Source organism: Mucilaginibacter straminoryzae, from assembly GCF_022953055.1.
In the GTDB taxonomy this organism is placed as follows: Bacteria; Bacteroidota; Bacteroidia; order Sphingobacteriales; family Sphingobacteriaceae; genus Mucilaginibacter; species Mucilaginibacter straminoryzae.
In genome coordinates, this window is the sequence record NZ_JALJEJ010000003.1 from 414,736 (window position 1) to 440,527 (window position 25,792).

General features: G+C 45.4%; 12 protein-coding genes. 4 read left to right on the forward strand and 8 right to left on the reverse strand.

What is annotated here, in order from left to right; all coding sequences use genetic code 11:
* Positions 1–45 precede the first annotated feature (45 nt).
* From MUY27_RS08885 to MUY27_RS08920, 8 genes are read right to left on the reverse strand one after another with little or no spacing between them, the layout of a single operon-like run.
* Positions 46–2,598, reverse strand: a complete 2,553-nt coding sequence (locus MUY27_RS08885) for a family 20 glycosylhydrolase (RefSeq protein ID WP_245129653.1) — start codon at positions 2,596–2,598, stop codon at positions 46–48.
* Positions 2,599–2,621: 23 nt separating this feature from the next.
* Positions 2,622–4,910 (reverse strand): GH92 family glycosyl hydrolase, encoded by a 2,289-nt coding sequence (locus MUY27_RS08890; RefSeq protein WP_245129654.1) that lies wholly within the window; start codon positions 4,908–4,910, stop codon positions 2,622–2,624.
* Between the two features lie 44 nt (positions 4,911–4,954).
* Positions 4,955–7,084: an alpha-L-fucosidase gene (locus MUY27_RS08895; protein ID WP_245129655.1), complete on the reverse strand. Its 2,130-nt coding sequence runs from the start codon at positions 7,082–7,084 to the stop codon at positions 4,955–4,957.
* Positions 7,085–7,108: 24 nt separating this feature from the next.
* Positions 7,109–8,524, reverse strand: coding sequence for a glycoside hydrolase family 125 protein (locus tag MUY27_RS08900; protein WP_245129656.1), 1,416 nt, complete (start codon positions 8,522–8,524; stop codon positions 7,109–7,111).
* Between the two features lie 37 nt (positions 8,525–8,561).
* Positions 8,562–10,481 carry a glucosamine-6-phosphate deaminase gene (gene nagB / locus MUY27_RS08905; protein WP_245129657.1) on the reverse strand — a complete coding sequence of 640 codons (1,920 nt, stop codon included), beginning with the start codon at positions 10,479–10,481 and terminating at the stop codon, positions 8,562–8,564.
* A 31-nt stretch (positions 10,482–10,512) separates the two neighbouring features.
* The gene (locus MUY27_RS08910) at positions 10,513–13,182 is read right to left on the reverse strand and encodes a glycoside hydrolase family 2 protein (RefSeq protein WP_245129658.1); all 2,670 of its coding nucleotides are present in this window, start codon (positions 13,180–13,182) and stop codon (positions 10,513–10,515) included.
* A 40-nt stretch (positions 13,183–13,222) separates the two neighbouring features.
* Complete coding sequence (locus MUY27_RS08915) at positions 13,223–14,674, reverse strand: alpha-L-fucosidase (protein ID WP_245129659.1); 1,452 nt, start codon at positions 14,672–14,674, stop codon at positions 13,223–13,225.
* A 4-nt stretch (positions 14,675–14,678) separates the two neighbouring features.
* Positions 14,679–15,896, reverse strand: a complete 1,218-nt coding sequence (locus MUY27_RS08920; RefSeq protein WP_245129660.1) for an ROK family protein — start codon at positions 15,894–15,896, stop codon at positions 14,679–14,681.
* A gap of 325 nt (positions 15,897–16,221) precedes the next feature.
* Here MUY27_RS08920 and MUY27_RS08925 point away from each other — a divergent pair, with 325 nt between their 5' ends.
* The 4 genes from MUY27_RS08925 to MUY27_RS08940 all read left to right on the forward strand — a co-directional run bounded on the left by MUY27_RS08925 (position 16,222) and on the right by MUY27_RS08940 (position 25,751).
* Positions 16,222–19,422, forward strand: coding sequence for a SusC/RagA family TonB-linked outer membrane protein (locus MUY27_RS08925; RefSeq protein ID WP_245129661.1), 3,201 nt, complete (start codon positions 16,222–16,224; stop codon positions 19,420–19,422).
* A 5-nt stretch (positions 19,423–19,427) separates the two neighbouring features.
* A complete protein-coding gene (locus tag MUY27_RS08930; RefSeq protein ID WP_245129662.1) occupies positions 19,428–21,023 on the forward strand; it encodes a SusD/RagB family nutrient-binding outer membrane lipoprotein in 1,596 nt (531 codons plus the stop codon).
* Between the two features lie 103 nt (positions 21,024–21,126).
* Positions 21,127–24,426 carry a VCBS repeat-containing protein gene (locus tag MUY27_RS08935; protein WP_245129663.1) on the forward strand — a complete coding sequence of 1,100 codons (3,300 nt, stop codon included), beginning with the start codon at positions 21,127–21,129 and terminating at the stop codon, positions 24,424–24,426.
* Positions 24,423–25,751, forward strand: coding sequence for a vanadium-dependent haloperoxidase (locus tag MUY27_RS08940; protein WP_245129664.1), 1,329 nt, complete (start codon positions 24,423–24,425; stop codon positions 25,749–25,751). Before MUY27_RS08935 ends, MUY27_RS08940 begins: the two co-directional genes overlap by 4 nt.
* Positions 25,752–25,792: the final 41 nt, after the last annotated feature.

Below are 25,792 nucleotides of genomic sequence, written 5' to 3' on the forward strand. Positions count from 1 at the left end.
TCAGCGCGATTTTACGGTTTTTGTGGCCATTATCAAAGCCAGCCACTAATTAGTTACAGAAACAGTGCGCCCACCCCGGCCCGCTTTATTAAATACCCGGAAGTTAATTTTACCCCTGATAGTTAAAGGTTGCTTATACTCGCTGCTCTTAACGGTTGGGATACTGCCATCTGTGGTGTAACGGATGATAAAACCAGGGAATTGGCTATTCGCTTTAACCATACCACCATCAATTTCTACACCGGCAGTAGGTATCCGGTATTGGTAGCCTTTGTTGATATAGTCCAGTTTGGGTAATTCTTTTTTCCCCAACTGATTGCAAAATGCCACCCAGCTTTTTTGATATTTACCTTCGCTGGCAATCGGGTCTGGGTCTGTTGCCCAATCCGGATCCGGCGCCCATGCACGTTCGGCAAGTCCAAGTAGTTTTGGCAACAACATGTATTCCATGCGTTCTTTGCTACGAACAGTTTCACTCCACAACTGACCTTGTATACCTACGATATTTGCTTTTCCGGTTGCTGTTAAAGCCTCTTTGTGGCTTAAAACCTCGGCGGGTATCATATTACCCAAATTATCCTCATGGCTATTCTTTAAATAGTTGAGCGGGATAAACTTAAATGGCTTATCTACATCTAAGTATCCGCCCCAGTAATAACCCGGTTCAGCGAATTCCTTATGATAAGCCATATCAAAATAAAGATTGGTTACACACGAGAGGATCACCGGGAAACCACCGTTTGCTAACCGATAGGCAAGATCTTCGGCGCCGCCGCCCAACACATTATTCCATACATACAGATGCATCCGACGTTGGGCGAAATCGGTATTCGGAACATTCTTGCTGATATTATTCACCAACTCCTTTTTTAAGCCTGCTTCTTCCCAGGCAGAAGTATACAGGTTGTGTTTCTTTAAAATTTCGTCAACGCGGGTATAATAGTAAAGCCAAAGCTGCTCGGTGCCTTCAATCTCCGGAAGCTCTGATCTTAACTTTTCTACAGAAGGTGACTTTTGCCATACACCAGCCGGTACTTCGTCGCCACCCATGTGAATGGTCTTGAGAGGCGCACCTGCTTCACGGTACATTTTCACCACTTCGTCTACAACGGTGCCAATAAAATTATAAGTAGATGGCATGGAAACATCCATCACGTTATCGTTCCAGTTCTGAACAGAACTATAAACAGATTTATCTTTCAGATCGTGCAGCAAATACCGGTGTGCTTCGGTTTTATCCCCGGCTTTCATTAGCCGGTTGTACCTGACGTCCATCGATTTGATTGCCGCCCTCGCATGGCCCGGGCTTTCAATTTCAGGTATGACCGTGATATGCCTTGCATTGGCGTATCTCAAAATCTCGATATAATCTTGCCGGGTATAAAAGCCGTTCCCAGCCGGGTTATCGGTATGCGGACCTGAACCATAAGCAGGTTGTAAATGATCTGTATTGGTTAAAGTATGCCCCCGGTGACCGCCGACACTTGTCAATTCGGGCAGTGAAGGAATTTCCAGTCGCCAACCTTCATCATCACTTAAATGAAGATGCAGCGTGTTCAATTTGTAAAACCCTAACAGGTCAATCACCTTCAATAACTGTTGCTTACTCTGGAAGTTACGTGCTACATCCAGCAACATGCCGCGATATCCAAAACGGGGTTTATCTTTAACGGTAACACAAGGCAGGTTTACAGTAGCAACTTTTCCGGCCCATGCATCAGCAGGTAGCATACTTTTTATGGATTGAATACCGTAGAAAGCTCCGGCACTATCTCCTGCGGAAATAGTGATACGACTTGGAGCAACGGTTAAATCATAAGCTTCTGCTTTCAGTGAGGGATCTTTCTTTATTACAATGCTTCCCTTAAAGGCTGCAGAAGGCTTACGCTTGAAGATTTGCTGTAGTTCACTTTTCAGATAGTCGCTCTCTTTTTTGAAAGCAGGATCGGACGAAACAGCAGTCGTGCCGCTTATGGTAAAATAGCCCGGCTGCCTGCTCAGGCTCGATGGCGTCGGAAAAATTATAGGCAGGCTACTTTCAGGAAGGTCTGTGATTACCTTGTTCTGTGTATAAACCTCTTTAGGCGTTACCGGCGCTATCTTATCTGCCGGGATCCGCATCAGTTGCTCTGCCTTTTCCGACGGTACAGCGATCACCTTTTTCAGCGCTACCTGCACATTTTCCTTATCGTTTTCTACGAAATATAAACCATCCGGGCCATCTGTAATATTTACCGCCCAGGCATCTGCTGTAAATTCTATCCGGACAGAATCACCCGGTTTCAATCCTTTAAAATCAGCGGCAGGTTCAAAGTAAAAAAGGTCGCCGTTGGCATGCGCCATCTTTACCGGCCCTTCTACAGTTGCAGGCAAAATCATACGCGGGAAGTTGAAGTAGATCTTCCACCCTGAAGATGGCAGTTCACCCACACCCGGGTTTGATAAGATCAGTTCGTCCCTGAACTGTTGTTTACCCTGATAATTATTCTGAAGTACTTCCCACTTTACCTGTAACTGGCCGGGGTTAAAACCCTTTTGTGCTTTAGTCTCCATAAAAACAGCCAGCAGCGCGCACATCAGAACAATTATCTTTTTCATACCAGGTTAATCTAATTCTTGGCTTAGGGTTTTGTAGAGTAGGGTCTGTCTTGCATTAATTTCCCGAAGTTCTTGTTAGGCTTGTCCCCCATCTCGAATGCCAGCTCTCCGCCTTTAGTTAAATCTGCGTGCGAGATGTATGATTTGGTATAGGGCTTACCGTTCAGCGTTACCTTCTGGATATAAATATTCTTGCTGCTGTTGTTCTTTGCTACTAAATGCATGGCTTTTCCACCAGGGAAATGCAGGGTAGCCTCATCAAACAGCGGGCTACCAAACACATATAAGCCATTTGCCGGGTTAGCCGGGTAAAAACCTAAAGACGAGAACACGTACCACGAAGACATCTGACCGACATCCTCGTTACCAATAATCCCATCAGGTTTATCTGTATAAAAGTTATTAACGATGAACCTTACCTTTTCAGCAGTTTTCCATGGCTGACCTGCATAAGCATACAGGTAAGTTACATGGTGGCTTGGCTCGTTACCATGCGCATACTGGCCGATAAGACCAGAAATGTCTGGTGATTTTTCTTTACCCATATCGCCTTGCGCGATAAACAACGAATCCAGTTTTTGGGTGAAGCGCTGTTCGCCGCCCAAAAGTTTCATCAGGCCCTCAACATCCTGCGGCACCAGCCAGGTGTATTGCCAACCATTACCTTCGGTAAAGTCGCCGTGCTCGTGGATAGAGGTGAATGGACTGTACGGTTCGCGCCATTTATCTGCCGAAAGGCGGCCACGCATAAACCCTGCTTTAGGATCGTAATAGTTCTTGTAGTTTTCGCCGCGTTTGCTGAAATACTGGTAGTCTTCCTGCTTGCCCAGTTTCTTCGCCACCCGCGCCAAAGCCCAATCGTCAATGGCGTATTCCATACCCATGGAAACAGAATTTGCAGTGCTGTCAGCAGGGATATAGCCTAATTTTTTCACAAACTTGATACCTAAAGTATCACGCATGGCAGTACTTTTCATTGCCTTGTAAGCCAGGTCAATATCGAACCCATGGAAACCTTTCAGGATGGCATCAGAAATCACCGGAACAGCGCTGTAACCCACCATACAGTAGTTATCATTCGCCATCAGGTGCCACATCGGCAAGCTGCCCTGCTGCTGATAAATCGCCAGCATGGTGTTGATCATGTCATTTACACGCTCCGGCTGCAAAACGGTGAATAACGGATGCGCTGCGCGGTAGGTATCCCAAAGCGAGAAGGTGGTTAAGTTGGTAAATTTTGCACCACGGTGAACTTTCTTATCTGTACCCCAATAATCGCCGTTGTAATCATTAAATACAGATGGCGCGATCATGGTATGATAAAATGCCGTATAGAAAGTCTTCTTTTTAGACAGATCGTTGGTTTTCAGGTCCACCTTCTGTAACTCTTTGTTCCAGGCTGCATCTGCCGCGGCAACGGTGGCATTGAAATTCCATCCTGGAAGTTCTGCTTTGATATTTTCGAACGCATTAACTTCACTTACCGGCGAAATACCAACCTTGATCAATACTTTCTCACCTGCTTTAGTGGCGAAAGTAACTACGCCTTTCGCTTTCGCAGATTGGAATGAAGTACCCGGTTTTACTACTGTACTATCATAAACTGAGAAGTTTTTGATCGGTTTAGAGAATACCGCAGAGAAATAGATGCGTTGATCTGGTGCCCAACCGGTAGAGAAACGGTAACCGGCGATAGTGCTGTCGTTCACCTTATGAATGTAAGTTTTAACAGGGGTATCCCAACACAAACCTTCCTGCAAATCAATAATAATATGCGATTGATCTGATTTCGGGAAAGTGTATTCATGAAAACCTACACGCTTGGTGGTAGTTAGGCGAACACCGATGTTGTAGCGTTTCAATCTTACCGCGTAATAACCCGGACGGGCTGTTTCTTCTTTATGGCTGAACTTAGAAACATAGCCGCTCTCCATATCTTTAATGGTGCCTTTGCTCATTTTCAAGGCGCCTGTAGTCGGCATGATGGAAATATCCCCAAGGTCGCCAATACCCGTTCCGCTCAAATGGGTATGCTGAAAGCCAACGATGGTAGAATCTGAAATGTGGTAGCCAGAGCACCAATCCCACCCTTGTGAAATATTACTCGGACCAAGTTGTACGGCGCCAAAGGGAACGTTAGCTCCAAGGAACACGTGACCGTGAAAACCTGTACCGATAAAAGGGTCGACATATTTAGTAAGGCTTTCTTTAGGCTTAGCCTGGCTGAAGGCCTGGTTAGTCATCATCGCCCCCGCAACGGAAAGCATCAGCATGCTGCTTAAGCTTCCCTTTGCAAATTTTAAAAACTTCATATTCAAAACGCTTAAAACTTTATCTGTTGTAATTTTTCTGATTGTTACTTCGTTAGTACGCCTAACTCCGCCACGGCTATTTTATTACCGGCCAATACGTGTTTGGTCTCAAACTTCACAAAACGAACATTAGCCGGTTGTGCAAACCGTACCAGTTGCTGAACCGGATTTGCCCTGATGTTCGAAAACTCCCCGGATGCAACTTGCGTCCAGTTGGTACCATCATTACTTACCGATACACTGTACTGGTCTACCACGCCATCTGCTTTTTTATCCTGACGCGGCAGGTAAGTAATTGCAGAAACTGGGTGGCTGTTTCCTAAATCGATAGTTATAGCAGACGGTGTAAAATCTGTATTTGTATTGCTGCCACCGTAATAGAATGAATTCGGGTTTTCATCCGCTACCTGGTTCAGGTTATTCTGATCCGCGGGGACATCTGTTGTTATTTTCCAACCTTCTTTGTTCAAACCAAATTCGCCTACACCTACTTCGCTCACCTGGCTGCCATCCGCAGCAAGGGCTTTTACTACGCCTCCATTCTTTAACGGAAAGCCTGCCTTATAAATTGCAGAAGCTTTGGTTGGTGTGCGACCGTCTGTCGTATAATAGATAGCAGAAACAGGCGCGTTGGTAGTTAAGGTCACGTTACCTTTCAGGTCGCGGGTTACTTTCGGTTTCTCCAGGTGAACAGGTTCTTTGTATAAGCCAAAGTCGCTCAGGGCGATACAAACCGGAGATTTAGTAATTCTTAATCTGACTTTTGTTGTCGTAATATTTTGCGGCAAGCGGATCAAACGGTTTGAACCAATACTGGTTGCCGTAGCAATTTGGTTCCATTTGCCGTTCTGCCACGCATCTACCGCAATGGCTTCTATCCGCTGGCCTAACTTAATGTTTTCCCTTAAACGGATAATGTTAAAGGTGGTATTGCTTTTTAAGTTGAGCACCAGCTCGGGTGTCTTTACCGCATCATCAGTCGCCCAGTAACTGTACCTGCTGGCATCTGTTAAAAACTGCGGACCGAATTTGGCGGCATTATTTCCCCTGATATTGCTGGCTTTTAAAGTAGCCCCTTTAGCCAGGTTAACCGCAAATGTTTTTCTTAGAATATCGCCGAACTGTTTTAGCGAGGTTACATCTTCCGGGTCAAGCAAACCATCGCGGTTAGGTGACAGGCCTAAGTCGAGGTTCGCCCCTCTGCCTACACTTTTGTAATAGAGGTCGAGCAATTCGTAAGGCGTTTTTACCTGGCTGTTCTGGCTGGCATGATAAAACCAGCCTGGTCTTAGTGATACATCGCATTCGGCAGGCATCCAGTGTTTGCCATTGCGGGTTCCTTCTATGCCCAACTCATATTTGGTATAACCATTAGATGGTTTTTTGCCAGGGTCCGGCGCTACCGGATCATAGGTGGCCCAGCAGGTTTCACCGGCATAGCCTTCTTCGTTCCCAACCCAGCGTACATCTGCGCCTATATCGCCAAAAATTACTGCCGATGGCTGCATTTTACGGGTGATGGCCCAGGTAGTATCCCAGCCATAATAAGTAGTGCGGTCAATCTTTCTCACTTCGCGCGTGCCGCCGTAATAGCCATCTCCTCCGTTTGCGCCGTCGTGCCACGAGATGAATAACTTGCCGTACCTGCTGTATAGTTCTTTTAGTTGTTTGCGGTAGATCTCTACATATTCAGGCGTGCCATAGAAAGCGCTGTTACGGTCCCAGGGTGAACAGTACAGGCCTAACTGCATACCTAATTTTTGGCAGGCTAACTGGTACTCTTTTACCATATCGCCTTTGCCGCCGCGCCAATTGCTTTTACTGATGTTGTGCTCTGTGGTAGCAGTTGGCCAAAGGCAGAGGCCATCGTGGTGCTTTGCCACCACAACAGCCCCCTTAAAGCCTCCGGCTTTTGCGGCCCCAATTATTTGCGATGCATTAAATTTAGCCGGATTAACCAGCTTGGGGTCTTCATCGCCGTACCCCCATTCCTTATCTGTATAAGTATCCACGCCAAAATGGATAATGCAATACATCTCCATTTCGTGCCAGTTAAGCTGCGCCTTGGTTGGCAAGGCTCCGTAAGGTGCAGGGGCCTTCTGCCCGAAGACATTAACACAATTCGAAACAACCGTTAAGGCGGTTATTAAACCAAATATTTTGAAGCGTTGCATAAAAGGCAGATAATTAACTTTTTATTAGCTTAACAATTGCGGGTTATGCTGGAACGTCTTCCACAAAAACTCGCCAAAAATGGTATTCGCCCAAGCAAACCAGCTCCGGGTAAAATCAGCAGGATTATCTTTATTAAACGACTCGTGGATGAAACCTGTACCCGCATGGGTTGCCTGCAACATTTGAATACAATGCTTAATCTCTTTTGGATCTGTACTGGTCAAACCGCGGCTGATGAAGCTCAACGGCCAGATCATTCCATCTTTACCTACGTGCGGACCGCCGATACCTTCGGCGATCTTGCTCTTATAGAAATAAGGGTTATTACCTGAAAGTACAAATTTACGGGTGTTCTGGTAGATGGGGTCCGAAGTACTTACCGCACCCAGGTATGGCAGCGCCAGCAGGCTTGGTACGTTGGCATCGTCCATACAATTAACGTTACCCATACCATCTACCTCAAAAGCGTAAATCTTACCGGCATACGGGTGATTAACTATACCGTGTTTATGAATAGCCTGCTCTACTTCTGTCGCAAGCGCCAACAGTTCTGACGCCAGCTGACCTTCTTTCAATGTCTGCAATAACTCGGCAGTTTGCTTTAAACTGATTACTGCAAAGAAATTCGACGGGATGAGGTAAGGATAAATGGTTGCGTCATCACTCGGGCGGAACATAGAGCAAATCAGCCCAGTAGGCTTCACCGGGAAACCGTAACCGTCCATCGGTAATGTATCTGTCGGCTTGTTGGTATCACGCTGGAAATGATACGGCCCTTTACCGGTTTTGCGTTGCTGAACTTTAAAGGTATCCAGGATAATCTTCACCCCTTTTTTCCAGTGATCGTCAAACGGTTGGGTATCGCCCGAGTTTTTCCAGTAGTGGTAAGATAAACGTAAAGGGTAACAAAGTGAGTCTATCTCCCATTTGCGTTCATGCACGCCTTTTTTCATGTCGGTGTGGTCGCTCTTCCACTCGCTTTCTTTAGTTTCGTCTTTATAGAAAGCATTCGCGTAGGGATCCAGCTGTACACAACGCATCTGGCGGTTAATCACACCGGCAACCATTTGCTGCAGATGCTTATCCTTTTTAATAAAGGTTAGATACGGCCACACCTGCGCCGAGCTGTCGCGTAGCCACATGGCATCTATGTCACCGGTGATCACATAGGTATCAGGCTTCCCGTCCAACGTGGAATGAAAAACCGTGGTATCTAAAGTGTTAGGGAAACAATTCTCAAACATCCAGGCCAATTCTTTATTCGGAACCTTTGCCTTAAACTGTTTAATAGCGTCCTCTACAGCAGTGCTGGTGAAATTACGTTTTGCTACCGGCGGCCTATTGGTGGGGCGATCATCAAAAGCAGCAAAAACAGATTTATTAACAAACAGCCCGGCTGTTAATAAGCCGGCCTGTTGTATAAACGTACTTCTCTTCATAACTTAGGATAGATATAATTGGTAAAACCTTTGTACGTTAAAAAGGATAACGTACAAAAGCTTCGATAGCTTCATATTCTGCCAAACCCAATTGGTCATAAGCGCGGGCAGTTTCTTTGGTACGGTCTTCTGCCCTTACCCAGAACTCGCGTGCATCTTCACCCGGGAATACTGGGGTATCTTTCTGCGACTGGTGTTTGAATATGGCGTGACGCTTACGTAATACTTCCTGCGGAGAAAGCGGAACAGCCATTTCAATCTCGTGGATTTCAAACTCGTGCCATGCACCGCGGTATAGCCATAACCAGCAGTCTTTAGTCCACTCGTCGGTTTCCTTTAAGCGTTTCAAAGCCTGCAACATAATATCGAAGCAGACCTTGTGGGTTCCGTGCGGATCGGCAAAGTCGCCCGCAGCAAAGATCTGATGAGGCTGAACTTTACGAAGCAACTCCATCGTTTCCAGGATATCTTCCTCGTAACTTACTTTTTTGCTCACCTTCATCTTGTCGTAAAAAGGCAGGTTCATGAAGTGGATACAATCATCCGGCAAGCCCGCGAAACGCGCACCAGCAATAGCTTCACCTTTACGGATCAAACCTTTTACGGTTAGCAGCTCAGAAGTATCGGTTTGGTTAGGACGTTTTTTATCGATGAACACCCGCATATCCGCATACAAAGTTTCTAACTCCTGGGTGCTGATGTTCTGCGATTTGTTGAAGTCGATAGCAAATTCTACAAAACGAAGGGCATCATCATCCCAAACCGCAGTGTTACCCGAAGTTTGATAAGCTACGTGTACTTCGTGCCCCTGGTCTGCCAGGCGAATAAATGTTCCGCCCATAGAGATCACATCGTCGTCAGGGTGTGGCGAGAAGATGATGGAACGCTTAACCGCTGGTTGGGCACGCTCCGGACGTTGTGAGTCATCTGCATTTGGCTTACCACCCGGCCAGCCGGTAATGGTATGCTGCAGCTTGTTGAATATATCAATATTGATATTATATACAGGGCCTTTTTCTGTCGCCAGCTGCGCCATACCGTGATTGTTGTAATCTTCTTCGGTAAGCTTCAAAATCGGCTTATTTAAGGTTTTGGCTAACCACGTAACCGCTTTTTTAATGGTCTGGCTATCCCAACGGCAATCTTTTACTAACCAAGGCGTATCAAAACGGGTTAGTTCAGATGCCGCATCCTGATCTACTACAAATTCTACGTTATCAGAAAGTTGCAGATAAGTAGCCGGTACTTCACCAGAAATTTCGCCTTCTACTGCTTTCTTCAGGATCGGCGCTTTCTTCTGGCTCCAGGCCATCAGGATAATCTCGCGGGCTTTGAAAATGGTACCAATACCCATGGTGATGGCTTTGGTAGGCACATTTTCTTTACCACCAAAATCGCGGGCAGCGTCACTTCTTGTCAGGTCATCCAAAGTTACCAGGCGTGTACCTGAGTTTGGTGCAGAACCCGGCTCGTTGAAACCGATGTGACCGGTACGACCGATACCCAGGATCTGAAGATCCAGGCCGCCGTATGAAGTGATCTTTCTTTCGTATTCTAAACAAAAATCGGCTATAGCCTCTAACGGCAGGGTACCATCGGGAATGTGAACGTTAGCAGGATCGATGTCGATATGCTTAAAAAGATTGTCCTGCATAAAGGTTACATAGCTCTGCGGCGCGTCTGCGTTCATCGGATAGTATTCATCCAGGTTGAACGTTACCACATTTTTAAAGCTAAGCCCTTCTTCTTTGTGCATACGAACCAGCTCTGCATAAACCCTGATGGGGGTTACGCCCGTAGCCAAACCTAATACCGCAGTTTCCTGACGGTCTTGCTTGCTACGTATCAGATCTGCTATACGACGCGCTACGGCAACAGATGCTACTGATGGATTATCATAAATGGTAACCGGCAGTTTCTCATAACGCGTTTCTTCCAATAAATTTAACCTGGCCATGTTGTATTTCAGTTTTTAGATTGCTTTCTTATTATTCTCCTATTTTCAGTAATTGTTCTTTCAGGTTCCAGCCGCTCACGCTTAATAAAACTTGCGAGCTGCTTTGGCTGGAAGGGTATTCGATCACGACCGACTTTTGCGAACCCGGTAAAACCGAGATATAGTTATCGCTATAGAACGTCGGCAATAAGCGTTGGTGATTATCAGCATTCACGATAGACAACCGGTTAAAAAATGCCACAGGTGCATTTTTAGGATTAGTCAACGTAACTTCTACCTTACCCGGCGCGATTCTTTTTGAGGTTATTTTTACAGCTGAAGCCGGCATCTTTTTCAAGCCGGAATAATTGCCTTGCTCATCGGGCAGCCAATAGATGTTCTCGCTGATCAGCTTTTGGTTTACATCTTTTATTTGCAAAGTAAGGAACACACCTTCTTCCTTAGCAAACTTGTCGACAGCTGCTTTCATCGGTAAGAAGTTCTTCATAGATGATGGCGCCGCTTCCACAAAAATCTGCGTAAGCAGGCTGTCGCGTCCGTTCATGTCGGTTGCCCTTACAATCAGCATCAGATCACGTTTGGTATCGAAGGTGTTGTTTACTACGGATACCATCCCTGTTACCGGGTTGTATTGCGCGTGTAAAGGTTCGCTGGCATTACGCAGCCCGTACAAACAAGCGTTTGGATCAAGATAGTAGTCATACATCTGTCCCCGAAGAGCCGTCCATGGGTTCTGGGTTTTCCAGATAATCACACCCGTATACCAGTCCCACATGTGCGAGCTAAAGCCTTCTATCAATCCACGATATTGATCATAGTTCACCAACTGCGCTTTGTTGGCAAAGTCTTCGGCATCTTTTACCTTACCGTAAGGTTCTATCGATGCGTCGTAACCAATGTATTTATGGTAATCCCAAACGCTATCTACTTTACCGCGGCCATTGGCATATTGCGGCACTACCAGGTTTTGTTCCGGGATAAATCGTTTTAAAGATTCGTAATCGCCCACGCCTACAGATCCAATTTCAGAGTTAAAAGGATAGGTGTGTGTTTCCCAGAAGGTAGATAAAGGCTGAATACCGTAAGGGCCATCGCCGTTACCGCCGAGGGTATTTACAGACATTTTATCTGAATTAGAATAGTCCACAAACCAACGGGTACCATCTAATTTCGGCATGATAGAATCACGTAGCGGCACCAGGATATCTTCCGGAGGGGTAATTTCGTTACCACCGCACCAAATGGCTAAAGAGGCATGGTTACGAACCAGTTTAATACCGTCTGCCGCTGACTTTAAGAACAGTTGATGATCGTCAGGGTATTTCCTGCGTGTCCACTGGTCTTCCGCTTTGTATGGGTCAAGCCATTTGCCATTCGCATCGCCAGAGATCCAGAAATCCTGAAACACCAGCATACCGTATTTATCGCAGGCATTGTAAAATTCAGGACGTTCGATCAACGCACCACCCCACACCCGGATCAGGTTCAGGTTCATGTCGCGATGGAAGCGGACTTCGGCATCATAACGTGCGTCGGTAAAGCGCAGCATGGCATCAGAGATAATCCAGTTGCCGCCTTTAATAAATATCTTCTGCCCGTTTACCGCAATTTGCTGGCTGTTGGTGTGCGTATTGAACGTATGCTGAATTTCCCTTACCCCGACGTTCAGTTTTTCCTGATCGGATACTTTATTATCCGCAGTAATAAACTGGAATTGCGAAGGGTATAAATAATGTTCGCCGTAACCATTAGGCCACCAAAGCTTAGGGTTGTTCAGCATGAAGTCGCTCAACTTAACCTCTGTTGTTGAAGCCGGTTGGAGTGTTACCTTTTTAGAAACTTTAACGTTATTAATGGTAAATACCAGCGTACCGCTTACTGCTTTGTTTAACGGGTTTTGTAATTCTGCCGCCGCCTGGATAATTGCCGGTTGTTGCGGCCCTTCGGGTTTGCGCACACCTGGTACCAGCGTCACCACATGCGGATTAACTATATTTACGCTGCCGGTTGTTTCTATAGTTACCTTATCCCAAATACCGGTGTTACGATCGCGCATTGGTTGGATCCAGTCCCAGCCCGCTGTATATTGAATGCCTACGCCTTTGGCGATACGCCCGTCGCCGCCCTGGCCACCGTTAGGGTTACCCACATTATCCGGCGGATATACAATCACGGCTAATCTGTTATCACCGCTTTTATTAAGGTACTTAGTGATATTATAGGACTGGCGAAGGAACATGCCCGCATGAACTTTGCTATTCAGCCTATGGCCGTTCAGAAATACATTGCAGCTATAATTTATTCCGCGAAAGTTCAGGTAAACCTGGCCATCCGCCGCTGGTACCGTTACTTTAAAATCTTTTACAAACCAATAAGTGTAGTAATCGCGGCCGGTTACGTAGATATCCTTAATACGTTCATTATTCATTCCGTAAAAAGGATCGGGCACCTGGTGGTTATTTAAGAGCGTGGTTAACACGGTTCCGGGTACTACCGCATTTTTCCAGTTATTGAGGTTAAAGGCAGGTGCCGAAATAGTTTCACCGGTGTTTTTTACGTCGCGGATAGGCGCGCATTTCCAGCCAGAGTTTAATTCGAATGCATTTTGAGAATGGGCTTGAAACGTACTAACGGCAAAGAGCAGACATGCTATCTGTTTAGATAACTTTTTAAGTAACGATGGCAGAGATTTATTTTTCAAAGCTATTGATTAAATATAAACATTAAGCGACCGATAATTACTACCTGTATTCGAATTTGAATACCGCAGCATTTTTAAGGTTGCTATTTTGTAAAGCAGCAGGGATGGTAATTAATACCCCGTTTTCGCTGGTCTTCCATTTCAATTTTTGGTTTGAACCAAGCAGTCGCGCTGCTTTCAGGCCTTTAGTATTATTCAGCTTAACAGTCAACGAAGATGGAAGACTTACTTTTTCGCCATCGCCAAGAACAAAAGCATAAACCGCTTTGCCGTTCTTAGATTGGGTAAAATAAGTATTACCATCAGAATATGGTGCAATGGCTTTAGAACCATAAATACTTTCGCCGTTTATTTTAATCCATTCACCTATTCCCTGTAAACGTTTATATGCTTCAGTGTCCCAATCTCCATCCGGGCCTGGGCCGATGTTCATCAACAGGTTCCCCCCTCTCGAAACGATCTTTACCAATAATTGCACGATTTCGGGAACAGACTTATAATGATCGCCAGGTACATAACTCCATGAATTGCCCATGGTAATACAGCTTTCCCACGGGTTGCTCAGCGGTGTTGCCGGTACCTCCTGCTCTGGCGTGGTATAGTTCTCATATTCGCCCGGAACGGTACGGTCCACAACAATCAGCCCTGGCTGATGCTGACGTGCCATTGCAGCGATCTTCGGCATATCGATATCCTGATTGAACTTGATCCCCTTTTGCCAATCAACAGTACGATCAACAGTCGTCAGCGGGCGCACCCAACCGCCATCAAGCCAAAGAATATCTACAGAGCCATAGCCCGTCATCAACTCCTCTATTTGGTTGTAGGTAAATTGCTTAAACTGATTCCATTTCTCGGGGTATTTTGCAGGGTCGTAGTTTACGTTCCTGTCTTTCGGCGGGAAGTAAGGCCACCAGTAATCAGGCGAATGCCAGTCTGGTTTAGAGAAGTATGCACCGATCAGGAAGTTATCTTTTCTGAAGGCATTAAAAATTTCTTTAGTAACGTTCGCCCTTGGATTAGTTGAAAATGGCGTCTTAGGACTGGTGATCTTGTAGTCGGTTTGTTTTGTATCGAACATCGAAAAACCGTCGTGATGCTTAGTAGTAAACACCACATACTTCATTCCGGCATCTTTAGCTGCTTTCACCCATTTTTCCGGATTAAATTTTACCGGGTTGAAGGTGGTCTGCAGGTTTTCGTAAGCTTTTTTATAACCTTCATAGGTAGCGCTATAAGGGCCTTTACGTTGTGTCCATCCTTCATCTTCGGGGCAAATGCTCCAGCTTTCCACAACGCCCCACTCGCTATAAGTACCCCAGTGCATAAACAGGCCAAATTTAAGGTCTTGCCATTGGGCCAACTTTTGTCTTACGGCTGGATCTGTCGGAACAACATAATCTTTAGGCATGTTGTGCTGCTGCGCTTTAAGCGGTGCACCTGCAATTATTAACCCTATAACAACTGCAAGGCTTGTAAAACGGACTTTCATTTTCTTAATGAATTTGATTAACTGGTTCGGCTTTCAACGTATCCAGCTTATCCTGGAAGGTTTTGCCTAAACTTTCTATCACGAGCGCAGCACCGCCAATAAGCTGTGCGCGGTTGTTTAAATCAGAGATGGCTATCTCGGTAAAGCTGGTCAGCATTGGGATACAATGCTCATTAAGCGCCTGCTGGATTGGCGCTAACCATATCTTACCTACTACACTACCCTTACCGCTTAATAATATAATACGAGGGTTCATCAAATGGATCAGAATTGCCAGACCTTCACCCACATGATAGGCTGCTTCTGAGATCAGCTTTACCGCAAAGCGGTCGCCTTTAATCGCCTCTTCAATAATCCGGTCGGCATTTAACTCGGGGTAGTTCGCCAGGCTGGTTGTTTCGCCGTTTCCAATCGCCTCTTTGGCATTGGCTACTATCGCCACAAAAGAAGCTTCAGTTTCAAGGCAACCATGCTTGCCGCAATCGCAAAGCTTCCCGTTCTTAAAAAGGGGGATATGGCTAAACTCGCCCGCAAGCCCGTTGTCGCCCCTGAAGATCTGATCATTCAGGATCATGCCCAAGCCGATGCCCCAACCCAGGTTCAGCACCATTGCATTTTTGCTGTTTGCCGCCACGCCGAACTTTTGCTCAGCAAGGGCAATAGCGGTAGAATCGTTATCTATAAATACCGGCAGATGAAGGTGGCGTTGAATAAAATCTACAAGGGAATCATCGCGCAGATTCATATAAGTATAGTTGATCCCCTTTACGGTATCAACAAAGCCCGGCATGGTTAAACCTAAACCGATGATCTTTGATTTAGCAACACTGCTATTACCGATAAACGCCGAAATGATATCTACCAGGTTATCGGCGCTTAAATGGTGGAGGTCAAATTCATGCTGCTCAACCTCGCCGATAAAGTTATTGTTCATGTCCACCATCACCAGGCTGGCAGAATGGCGGTCAATAGCTACCGAAACAATATAATGCGATTTGGCTACCAAAGAATAGGTAATAGGTTTGCGCCCGCCGGTAGAAGTAGCCAGCCCGCGCTCCTCTATATAACCTTTGTTCTTAAGCTCGGTAAGCACCTTAATTACATGGGGTATACTTTTACCCGTGTAACTGCTTACTTCGCCACTAGTAAGCACCTTGTTATAATACAGGCTCTTGATAGTATCGCTATTTGCAATTAGCACATGATATTTCGGATTCCCCATAAGATTTACGATACTGCATAATTAAAACTTTTATTTTTAAAAACGAACAAAAACTTTTTAAAATTTTAAAAAAGAATTTTGATTTTGTAAAATTTGATTTACTTTAGGATGCAACTTTTAATATATAGTTTTTAATTCTATAACAGAGAGTTCAAATCCCAATTAGACAAAACCAATTATCAGTAAACAATTAAATAGTCGCCCCTTATGAACAGTTCATAGCCCCAGCACGGTAGGCCAAGCGCTTCCAAAAACTACAGATAGTTATGCAAGATACCCTCCAAGTATCACTTATTCAACTAATTAACAACCAAATCAAGTAAACATGAAAATACACGACAATCTGCAAGACGCAGTTAGCAGACAAGCAGGAGCTGGTCGCGGCTTAGCAGTCAAGGCAGCGTTTGCATCGTTATTGTTTCTAAGTATAAATGCCTCTGCCGCAAACAGACCTGAATCCGTAACCCTTAAATCACTTGCCTATAAAGCAGTATCTACTAAAACCCAGCAACATGCTGACATCAGAATTACCGGTAAGGTAGTTGATGAAAAAGGCGAAGCCTTGATCGGCGTATCTGTAAAAGTTAAAGGCGCCAGCAATGGTGTCCTTACAGATGTAAATGGTTCATATACCGTAACCGCTCCGGAAAACGGAACTTTACAGTTCTCATACGTTGGATACCAAACCCAGGAAGTAGCCATAGGCGGTCGTACTTCTATCCGCGTTAGCCTGGTACCTGCTACCAGCGCCCTTAACGAGGTTGTTGTAACAGCGTTAGGTATCAAAAAAGAACAGAAAAAACTGGGTTATGCCGTAACAACAGTTAACGCGAATGATATCAACAAGGCAAAAGAATCTAACGTTGCGCTTTCGTTAGAAGGCCGCGTAGCGGGTTTGAGCGTTTCTGGTGCCAGCGGTGGTCCCGGCTCTTCTTCAAGATTGTTATTAAGAGGTTTATCAAGCTTTAATGCAAGCTCTCCGCTTTACGTTATTAACGGTGTACCGATGGATAATACCCAACGCGGTTCATCTGGCGAATGGGGCGGTGCCGACTACGGCGACGGTATCTCTAACATCAACCCTGATGATATCGAAACAATGACGGTATTAAAAGGCCAGACTGCATCTGCGCTTTACGGTACCCGCGCAACTAACGGTGTAATCCTGATCACAACAAAATCTGGTAAAAAAGGCCAGGGTTTTGGTGTTGAAGTAAACAGCAACGTACAGTTTGATAAACCGGTTGACAATACAAATTATCAACAAGTTTACGGACAAGGCGAAAATGGTGTTAAACCAGCAAACGCAGCTGCCGCTTTACAATCAGGTAACCTGGCCTGGGGTGCAAAAATGGATGGTTCTCAGGTTCCTCAGTTCGACGGAAAAACTTACGCGTATTCTCCGGTAAAAAACAACTGGATCTCTTTCTACAGAACAGCTCCGAGCTTTACCAACACCGTTTCTTTAACCAACGGTACGGAGAATGGTGCATTCCGCTTATCATTATCTGATCTACGCGCAAACTCTATTATCCCGAACAGCTACCTGGACAGAAAAACGTTTAACTTCAACGGTACTTCTAAAGTGACCAAAAACTTTGAAGTAAGCGTAGTAGCCAACTACCTGATCGAGAAATCTAAAAACAGAGCTTCATTGAGCGACGGTCCGGGTAACCCGAACAACGTACAGTTCCTGGCTCCTAACGAAGATCAGCACATTTTAGCCCCTGGTACATTAGCAAATGGCAAAGAGCAAACCTTTACCAATGACGTTTATGTTACCAACCCATACTTCGCGGCTTACAACTTTGTACACAATCCAACTCGTAACCGTTTAATTTCTTCATTATCAGGAAAGTATAACATTACCAACTGGATTTATGCACAAGCACGTTTAGGTTATGATAACATCAATGACAGCCGTGTTGATATTGAACCTACAGGTACCGCTTACCGCAGCGATAACGGTAGCATGAACACCCAGAATGTTCAAATACAAGAGTTCAACGTAGACGGATTGATCAATGCTAAACATGATCTGGTGAAAGACCTGATAAACTTAGATTTATCTGTAGGTGGTAACATCCGTAAAAACAGCTACTATGGTACCTACATCAACGGTAACGGCGGTTTTGTGTTACCTTACTTCTATAGTATCACCAACTTTGCAAGCCGTAACAGCGGTATCGTAGATAACACCTCTAAGAAACAAGTGAACTCTGCTTATTACTCTGCAGATTTTGCGATTAAAGATTTCCTGATCATCAGTACTACAGGCCGTTATGACACGTATAGCAGTATATCAAGCAGTGTTGGCCGTGGTATCTTTACACCATCTGTTTCAGGTGCATTCATCTTCTCTGATCTTTGGAAATTGAAGAATGTTGATTTTGGTAAATTCCGCTTATCATACGCACAAACCAGTGGTGACGCTCCTGCGTATGCTAACTATGTAAGCTACCAGGTAAACAACTCTATCAACGGTGTACCGGCAGGTGGTTTCAGCTCTCAGTTACCAAACCTGTTCTTAAAACCATTTAGATTAAGTGAAGTTGAAGCCGGTTTAGAAATGAAAATGTTTGGCGACAGATTAGGGTTCGACCTTTCTGTATTCAGCCGTAAAACTAAAAACGAGATCATCAACAGTACCATCGACCAATCAAGCGGTTACACAAATGCTTACATCGCAACTGGTTCTACCCAGAACAGAGGCGTAGAGTTAGAATTGCATGGTACGCCGGTTAAAGGAAACGGTTTCAGCTGGACCCCATCTTTCAACTTTACTTATGTAAAGAACAAGATCCTTCAGACAGACCCAGCTACTAACTCTAACATCGGTTTAGGTACTTACCGTCCGTTGAATGCAAGCTTAGCGCTGGTTGTTGGCTTACCTGGCCCTCAGATCATGGCTAATGATTACGTTCGTAACTCAGCTGGTCAGATCGTTGTTGATGCAAACGGTATCCCTGTTAAAGGTGCTCTTAAACCAATGGGTTCTACCACTCCTAAAGTATATGGTGGTTTAAACAACAACTTTACTTATAAGAGCTTCAACCTTTCATTCCTGATCGACTATCGTTACGGTGCAAAAATTCTTTCTGCAACAAGCTATTACAGCGTTTTCCGTGGTTTGAACCAATCAACTTTGCCAGGTCGTGAAACTGGTGTAGTTACAGGTGTAACTGCTGCCGGCACGCCAAATACCGTTGCTGTTCCTGCAGAAACTTACTACCAGGAACTTGCACGCAGAATCTCTGCTAACAACGTTCTGAACGGCGATTTCATTAAACTGCGTCAGGTAACATTTGGTTACAATCTGCCACAAACCGTATTACGCGGCACTCCATTCAGCGGTGTTAACCTTTCATTTGTTGCACGTAACCTTTGGACCATCATGAAGAAATCTGACAACATCGATCCGGAATCAGGCTTCTCTAATGACGTGAAATATACTGGTATTGAAGGTACAAGCTTGCCAATGACCAGAACTTATGGTTTCAATCTTAACTTCAAACTTAAAAATTAAGAGAAATGAAAAAACGATATATATATGGCTTCCTGCTGGCCGGTGCAACCCTGGCAGCAAGTTGTACAAAGAACTTCGATGCGGTTAACACCGACCCGAATAAAACTACAGCAGATATTTTTAATCCGGCTTACCTGATGTCTCAGTCGCAGATTCAGTTTTCGCAAACCGGGTATGACCAATTGCTTTTCCAAAGCATGTGGATCCAGGGCCTTGCATCAACTTATGATTACTATGGTAACGGCGACAAATACATTTTAAGAGGTAGCGGTACCGGTTATTACAGCCGTACCTGGAATACTGCTTACGGCGCGTTAACCCTGGTTGATGAAATGAAGAACCTGATTAAAGGCAACGCTTCTTACACTAACCTGGATAACTGCGCTACCATTCTTCGTGTATTATATATGCAACGTATTACCGACTTGTACGGTGACGCGCCTTACTCGCAGGAAGGTCAGGCTAAAGCAGGTATCACCCAGCCTGTATTCGATAAGCAACAGGCTATTTATACCGCTATGCTTAGCCAGCTTGATGCTGCTGCAGCTGCACTGGATGCATCTAAAGACAAACCTGCTGCCGATTTATTCTACGGTGGCGATATTTCTAAATGGAAAAGAATGGCTTATACTTTAATGTTACGCGTAGCAATGCGTTTAACAAAAGTAGACGCTGCAACTGCCCAGAAATACGCTGAAAAAGCTTATGCAAGTGGTACTATGGCCAGCATTGCAGACAACGCTTTAGTAAGAACAGACTATGCGAACGGTAACGGTAACTCTAACGCAGCAGCTTACCTTGTACCAGATGATTTCCGCGAAGTAAGATGGTCTAAAACGCTGATCGATTATATGAAAGCGAACAATGACCCTCGTATCCCTGCTATTGCCGAAATTTCTAACGGTACCGGTAAAGCAGCCAATGAAACACAAGCGGCAGGTAACAATACCGCAAGCTTACAAATTGGTATGCCTAACGGTTATGACCAGAACGGTGGTGCTACAGATATCTCTAAAGCTCCGAACTATCCTGGTACATCTCCAGCGGCTTCTGCTACAGACGCAGCTGCACCAGATGGTAAATACTCTCGCCCACGCTTTGCAGTATACGGCGACCGTAACCAGGCTAACGTATTGTTAACTTACGGCCAATCTGAATTATTGCTTGCAGAAGCATCATCACGTGGCTGGAACACAGGCGTTGCAGCAACACACTGGGCTAACGCTCTGGCTGCAGATATGCAAGCACTTGCACAGTACAACACTACTCCGGCTGCAGTTGTTGCCAGCAGCGACATTGCAACTTACGTAGCAACACACCCGTTAGTACCAACTACTGCTTTACAGCAGATCAACACAGAATACTGGGTATTAACCAGCACTTTGTTTGACTTTAACGAGGCTTTTGCTAACTGGAGAAGATCAGGTTACCCTGTATTAACCCCAGTGGTTTATCCAAACCAATACGTGCCATCAGGTACTATTCCTCGCAGAATGCCTTATCCAATCACCCTGCCACAGACAAATGGCGCCAACTACAATGCAGCTGTTAGCAGCATGGGCGGCGACACTTTCACTACCAGGGTATGGTGGGATAAATAATCCGGAGCGATCCAGAACTAAAAAAGAGACTTTCGAGTCTCTTTTTTAGTTTATTAAATTCATTTGAATCGCTATTTTGTAGAGTTTTTCCAATTTTTGCTCCATGCGATATTCCCCTATCAAGCGCTATTTAAGCTATACTTTTACCCTGCTGATCCTGGCTGCATCAAAGCAAAATAGCTTTGCCCAGCAGCCGCTGTTCAGGATACTTCCTCCGGAACAGACCCATGTCGACTTTAAGAACACCATTAAAGAAAACGAAACTCTAAACGTACTTTCTTACGAGTACTTTTACAATGGCGGCGGCGTAGCCGTTTGTGATATAAATAATGATGGCCTTGAAGACCTGTTCTTCACTTCCAATATGGGCCAGAATAAACTTTACCTTAACCAGGGGCACTTACAGTTTAAAGATATTACCCGCGATGCTTCTAAGCTTTTAGAGGGTCGCCCCGGCAGCTGGAAAACCGGCGTTACCATGGCCGACGTTAATGGCGACGGCTTACTGGATATCTATATCTGTTATTCAGGCAAAACAGATGCCGACAAGCGACGCAACCAGCTTTTTATTAACAACGGTGATTTGACTTTTACAGAAAAAGCCAAAGAATACGGACTGGATGATCCGGGATACAGCACACAGGCTGCCTTCTTCGACTTTGATAATGACGGCGACCTTGATATGATGCTGCTGAACCATAACATCAAAAAGATTGATAATATGGAACTGGCGCGTTATAAAGCCGAGACCGACGTATATGCCAGCAATAAGCTTTTTCGTAATGATGGCAACCACTTTACAGATGTTTCCAAGAGCGCAGGCATTATCCAAAACCCGCTGACGTTTGGGCTTGGACTGGCTATCGCTGATGTAAACAAAGATGGCTGGCCAGACATTTACGTTACCAACGATTACAACGAACCCGACTACCTCTATATAAACAATCACGACGGTACCTTCACCGAGCATAGTAAAGACTACTTCAGGCACCTCTCCCACTTCTCAATGGGGGTTGATATTGCCGATTTTAATAATGATGCATTACCGGACGTACTGACCCTTGATATGCTGCCTGCCGACAACCACCGGCAAAAATCACTGCAACTGGAAGAGAACTACGAATCGTTCGACCTGATGCTGAACCAGGGCCTGTACAAGCAGTACATGCGCAATATGCTGCAATTAAATAACGGCAACGGCACCTTTAGCGAAATCGGCCAGCTTGCTGGTATTGCCGCTACTGATTGGAGCTGGTGCCCGCTGATTGCCGACTTTGACAACGATGGCTACAAAGACATCTTTATCTCTAACGGTTACCTGCGGGATTATACCAACAAAGACTTTTTACGTTATTGGGGCGATTATAAAATAAAGAAGGCCATGGCTGGCGAACCTTTTCAGTTGATGGACCTGGTTACTGCAATGCCTTCCACCTTGCTGCCCAATTACATTTTCAAGAACAACGGCGACCTTACCTTCAGCAATCATCAGAAAGAATGGGGGATTAACAATGCAGCCGTTTCAAGCGGTGCGGTATATGCAGACCTGGATAATGACGGCGACCTGGACCTGGTGGTAAACAACATTAACGAAAGCGCCACCATCTATCAAAATACCAGCAGGGAAAACAACGCAGGTAACTACCTTGCATTAAAACTAAATGGCACCGGCGCCAATAAGTTTGCTGTAGGCGCTAAAGTAACCCTGTACAGTAAAGGTAAAAAGCAATACCAGGAAGTTAACCCGGCAAGGGGCTACCTCTCCTGCATGCCTACAGATTTAACCTTTGGTTTGGGCAACGAAGAAAAAGTGGATTCCATCCGGATCATCTGGCCGGGCAACCAAACCCAATTGCTTAAAAACGTAAAAGCCAACCAAAAACTGGTGCTGAACTACGAACCCGATAGCAAGCCTTTTGTTGCCGCAGCACCTGCTATAAAAGCGCTATTTACAAAAGTAAAACCGATTATTCCATATCAACCGCAGCCGAACAACATCAATGATTTTAAAAGACAATTGCTGATGCTGTTCATGTACTCAAAAACATCACCAGTAATTTTAACGGCAGATCTGAACAAAGACGGCCTGGATGATCTGTTTATTACCGGCGACCAGCAATCGCCAGGGAAGATCTTCCTTCAACAACGCGACGGTACCTTCCAGTTCAGCGATCTGCAAGGCGCTGCCCAAAAGGCTACTGTTTCTGCCGCAGCATTTTTTGATGCCAACGGTGACGGTTACCCTGACTTGTATCTTGCCCATGGCGGTTATGGCTTGTATGATCCTTCCTCGCCCGAATTACAGGATGAACTTTACATCAACAATGGCAAAGGTTATTTCAACCTGTCTAACAACCTGCCGTCGGTTAATGCCAGTAGCAAATCATGTGTTCGCCCATGCGACTTTGACAACGATGGCGACATCGACCTTTTTGTCGGTGGGCGGGTAATACCCGGCCAATACCCTTCTGCGCCTACCAGCTATTTATTGGTGAATAATGGCAAAGGCGGTTTTACAGCGGTAGCCACGCCATTTGCGAATGTAGGCATGGTAACTGGTGCGCAGTGGATAGACCTGAATAAGGACGGCCGCAAAGACCTGATCCTTTGTGGTGAAACGATGCCATTGAAAGCTTACCTGAATACTACGGCGGGCTTCGTGGATAAAACGACAGATTATTTTGGCAAAGATTTCAGCGGATTCTGGTCGGCATTAACTTTAGCGGATGTAGACGGCGATGGTAACCAGGACCTGATTGCCGGGAACCTTGGGTTAAATACGCAGCTAAAAGCTACCGCAGAGCAGCCTGCCGAACTGTACTACCTCGACGTTGACGGAAACGGATCTATCGATCCCTTCTTTAACTTTTATATGGATGGCAAAAGCTATCCGTTTGTGAGCCGCGACGAATTGAACGACCAGATCTACCCCATGAGAAGGAAATTCAGTTCATACAAAGCTTACGCGGACGCAACGATGAAAGATATCCTTACCCCAGAGCAACTGCAAAAAGCCGGAAAGCTGACTGCAAACACGCTGACCACTACCTGCTTTTTATGGCGGAACAACCGTTTTGAAGAAGTAAAACTGCCGCTTCAGGCGCAGTTCTCCATGACAACCACTGTCCTGGCAGATGACTTTAACAAAGATGGAAAAACCGACTTGTTATTGTTAGGCAATCATTCAGATAACCGTTTAAAGCTGGGAAGTATTGATGCCAGCTACGGAACCTTATTAACCGGCGACGGTAAAGGTACTTTCAACTACACGGATCAATCCACCAGCGGGCTTTCTGTAACAGGCGATGTTAAATCTGCTGTAGAAATAAAAATTAAAGGCGTTACCTACCTTATTCTGGGTACCGCGAATGAACCTATTCAGTTTTATCAGGAAAATAAATGAAGATATTAAAGATAGCAGCGTTCGCGCTGCTTGTAAATGCCGCTACCTTTGCAAAAAACAAACCTGCCGCACCAGGTTATTTAGATCTGGCCATCCCCGTAAATGCCATTAACATGGTAATGATACACGATGTGGTGGCACCGCCAGTGGCGGCGCGTTACTACGCCTACGCCATGATGAGCGCTTACCAGATCATTTCAGATCATAACCGTGCTATACCTGCTTTGAACAGCTTCGTGAAAAAATATCCGGCGGTAAAGCTGACAGACGAATCAAAAGACGCCGATTACCAGATTGCAGCGGTCTACAGCATTTTTGAAACAGCTAAGAACTTGCTGCCATCAGGATACACACTTGAAGACAATGAAAAAGACTATCTGCAATTGCTACGCAAGAACGGGGTTAAAGAAGATCGTATAGAGAAAGCGGTAAAGCTGGCAGAAAAGGCTTCGGCCACTGTGGTAAATTTTTCAAAAGCCGACAATTACGGCAAGCTAAGCGCGCGGTTAAGGTATACCCCTAAACAGGGTGAAGGTTACTGGTACCCTACACCACCCGCGTATATGGATGCGGTGGAACCTAACTGGAATACCATTACACCATTGGTAATAGATTCGTGCAGCCAGTTTAAACCCATTCCACCCATTCCGTTTAGTAAAGATAGCACCAGCAAATTCTACAAACTGGCGAAGGAAGTTCGTGATGTATCTATCCACCCCAGCCAGGAGCAATTAAACATCGCGTCTTTCTGGGATTGTAACCCTTTTGCTGTGACTACCTCGGGCCACATGTCTATTGGTTATAAAAAGATCAGCCCGGGTGGCCACTGGATGAACATCAGCGTACTGGTATTAAAGAAAATGAATATGGGTTTTGACCAGTCTATCCTGACGCTTTCTGTTGTGGGCATAGGGCTGATGGATTCGTTCATTAGTTGCTGGGACGAGAAATACCGCAGCAACCGCATCCGCCCGGAAACTTATATCAACAAGTACATGGACATCAACTGGAAGCCTTTACTGCAAACCCCGCCGTTCCCGGAATATACCAGCGGACATGCCGTAGTTTCACACGCCTCTGCCTATTTACTTTCCTATTTACTCGGCGAAAAGATCAGCTATACCGATAATACAGAAGTACCGTTTGGTGTAGGACCACGTTCGTTCAGCTCCTTCAAACAGGCAGCTTCCGAAGCGTCTATCTCGCGACTGTACGGCGGCATCCATTACCGCGACAGTGTAGACGAAGGCAACAAGCAAGGTATCGCCGTAGCGAACAACATCATTGATAAACTCAGAAAAGCGGGTATAAAACCTTTAAGATAACCGCTATAAAAGCACAAGGGCCTGCATTCGCAGGCCCATTG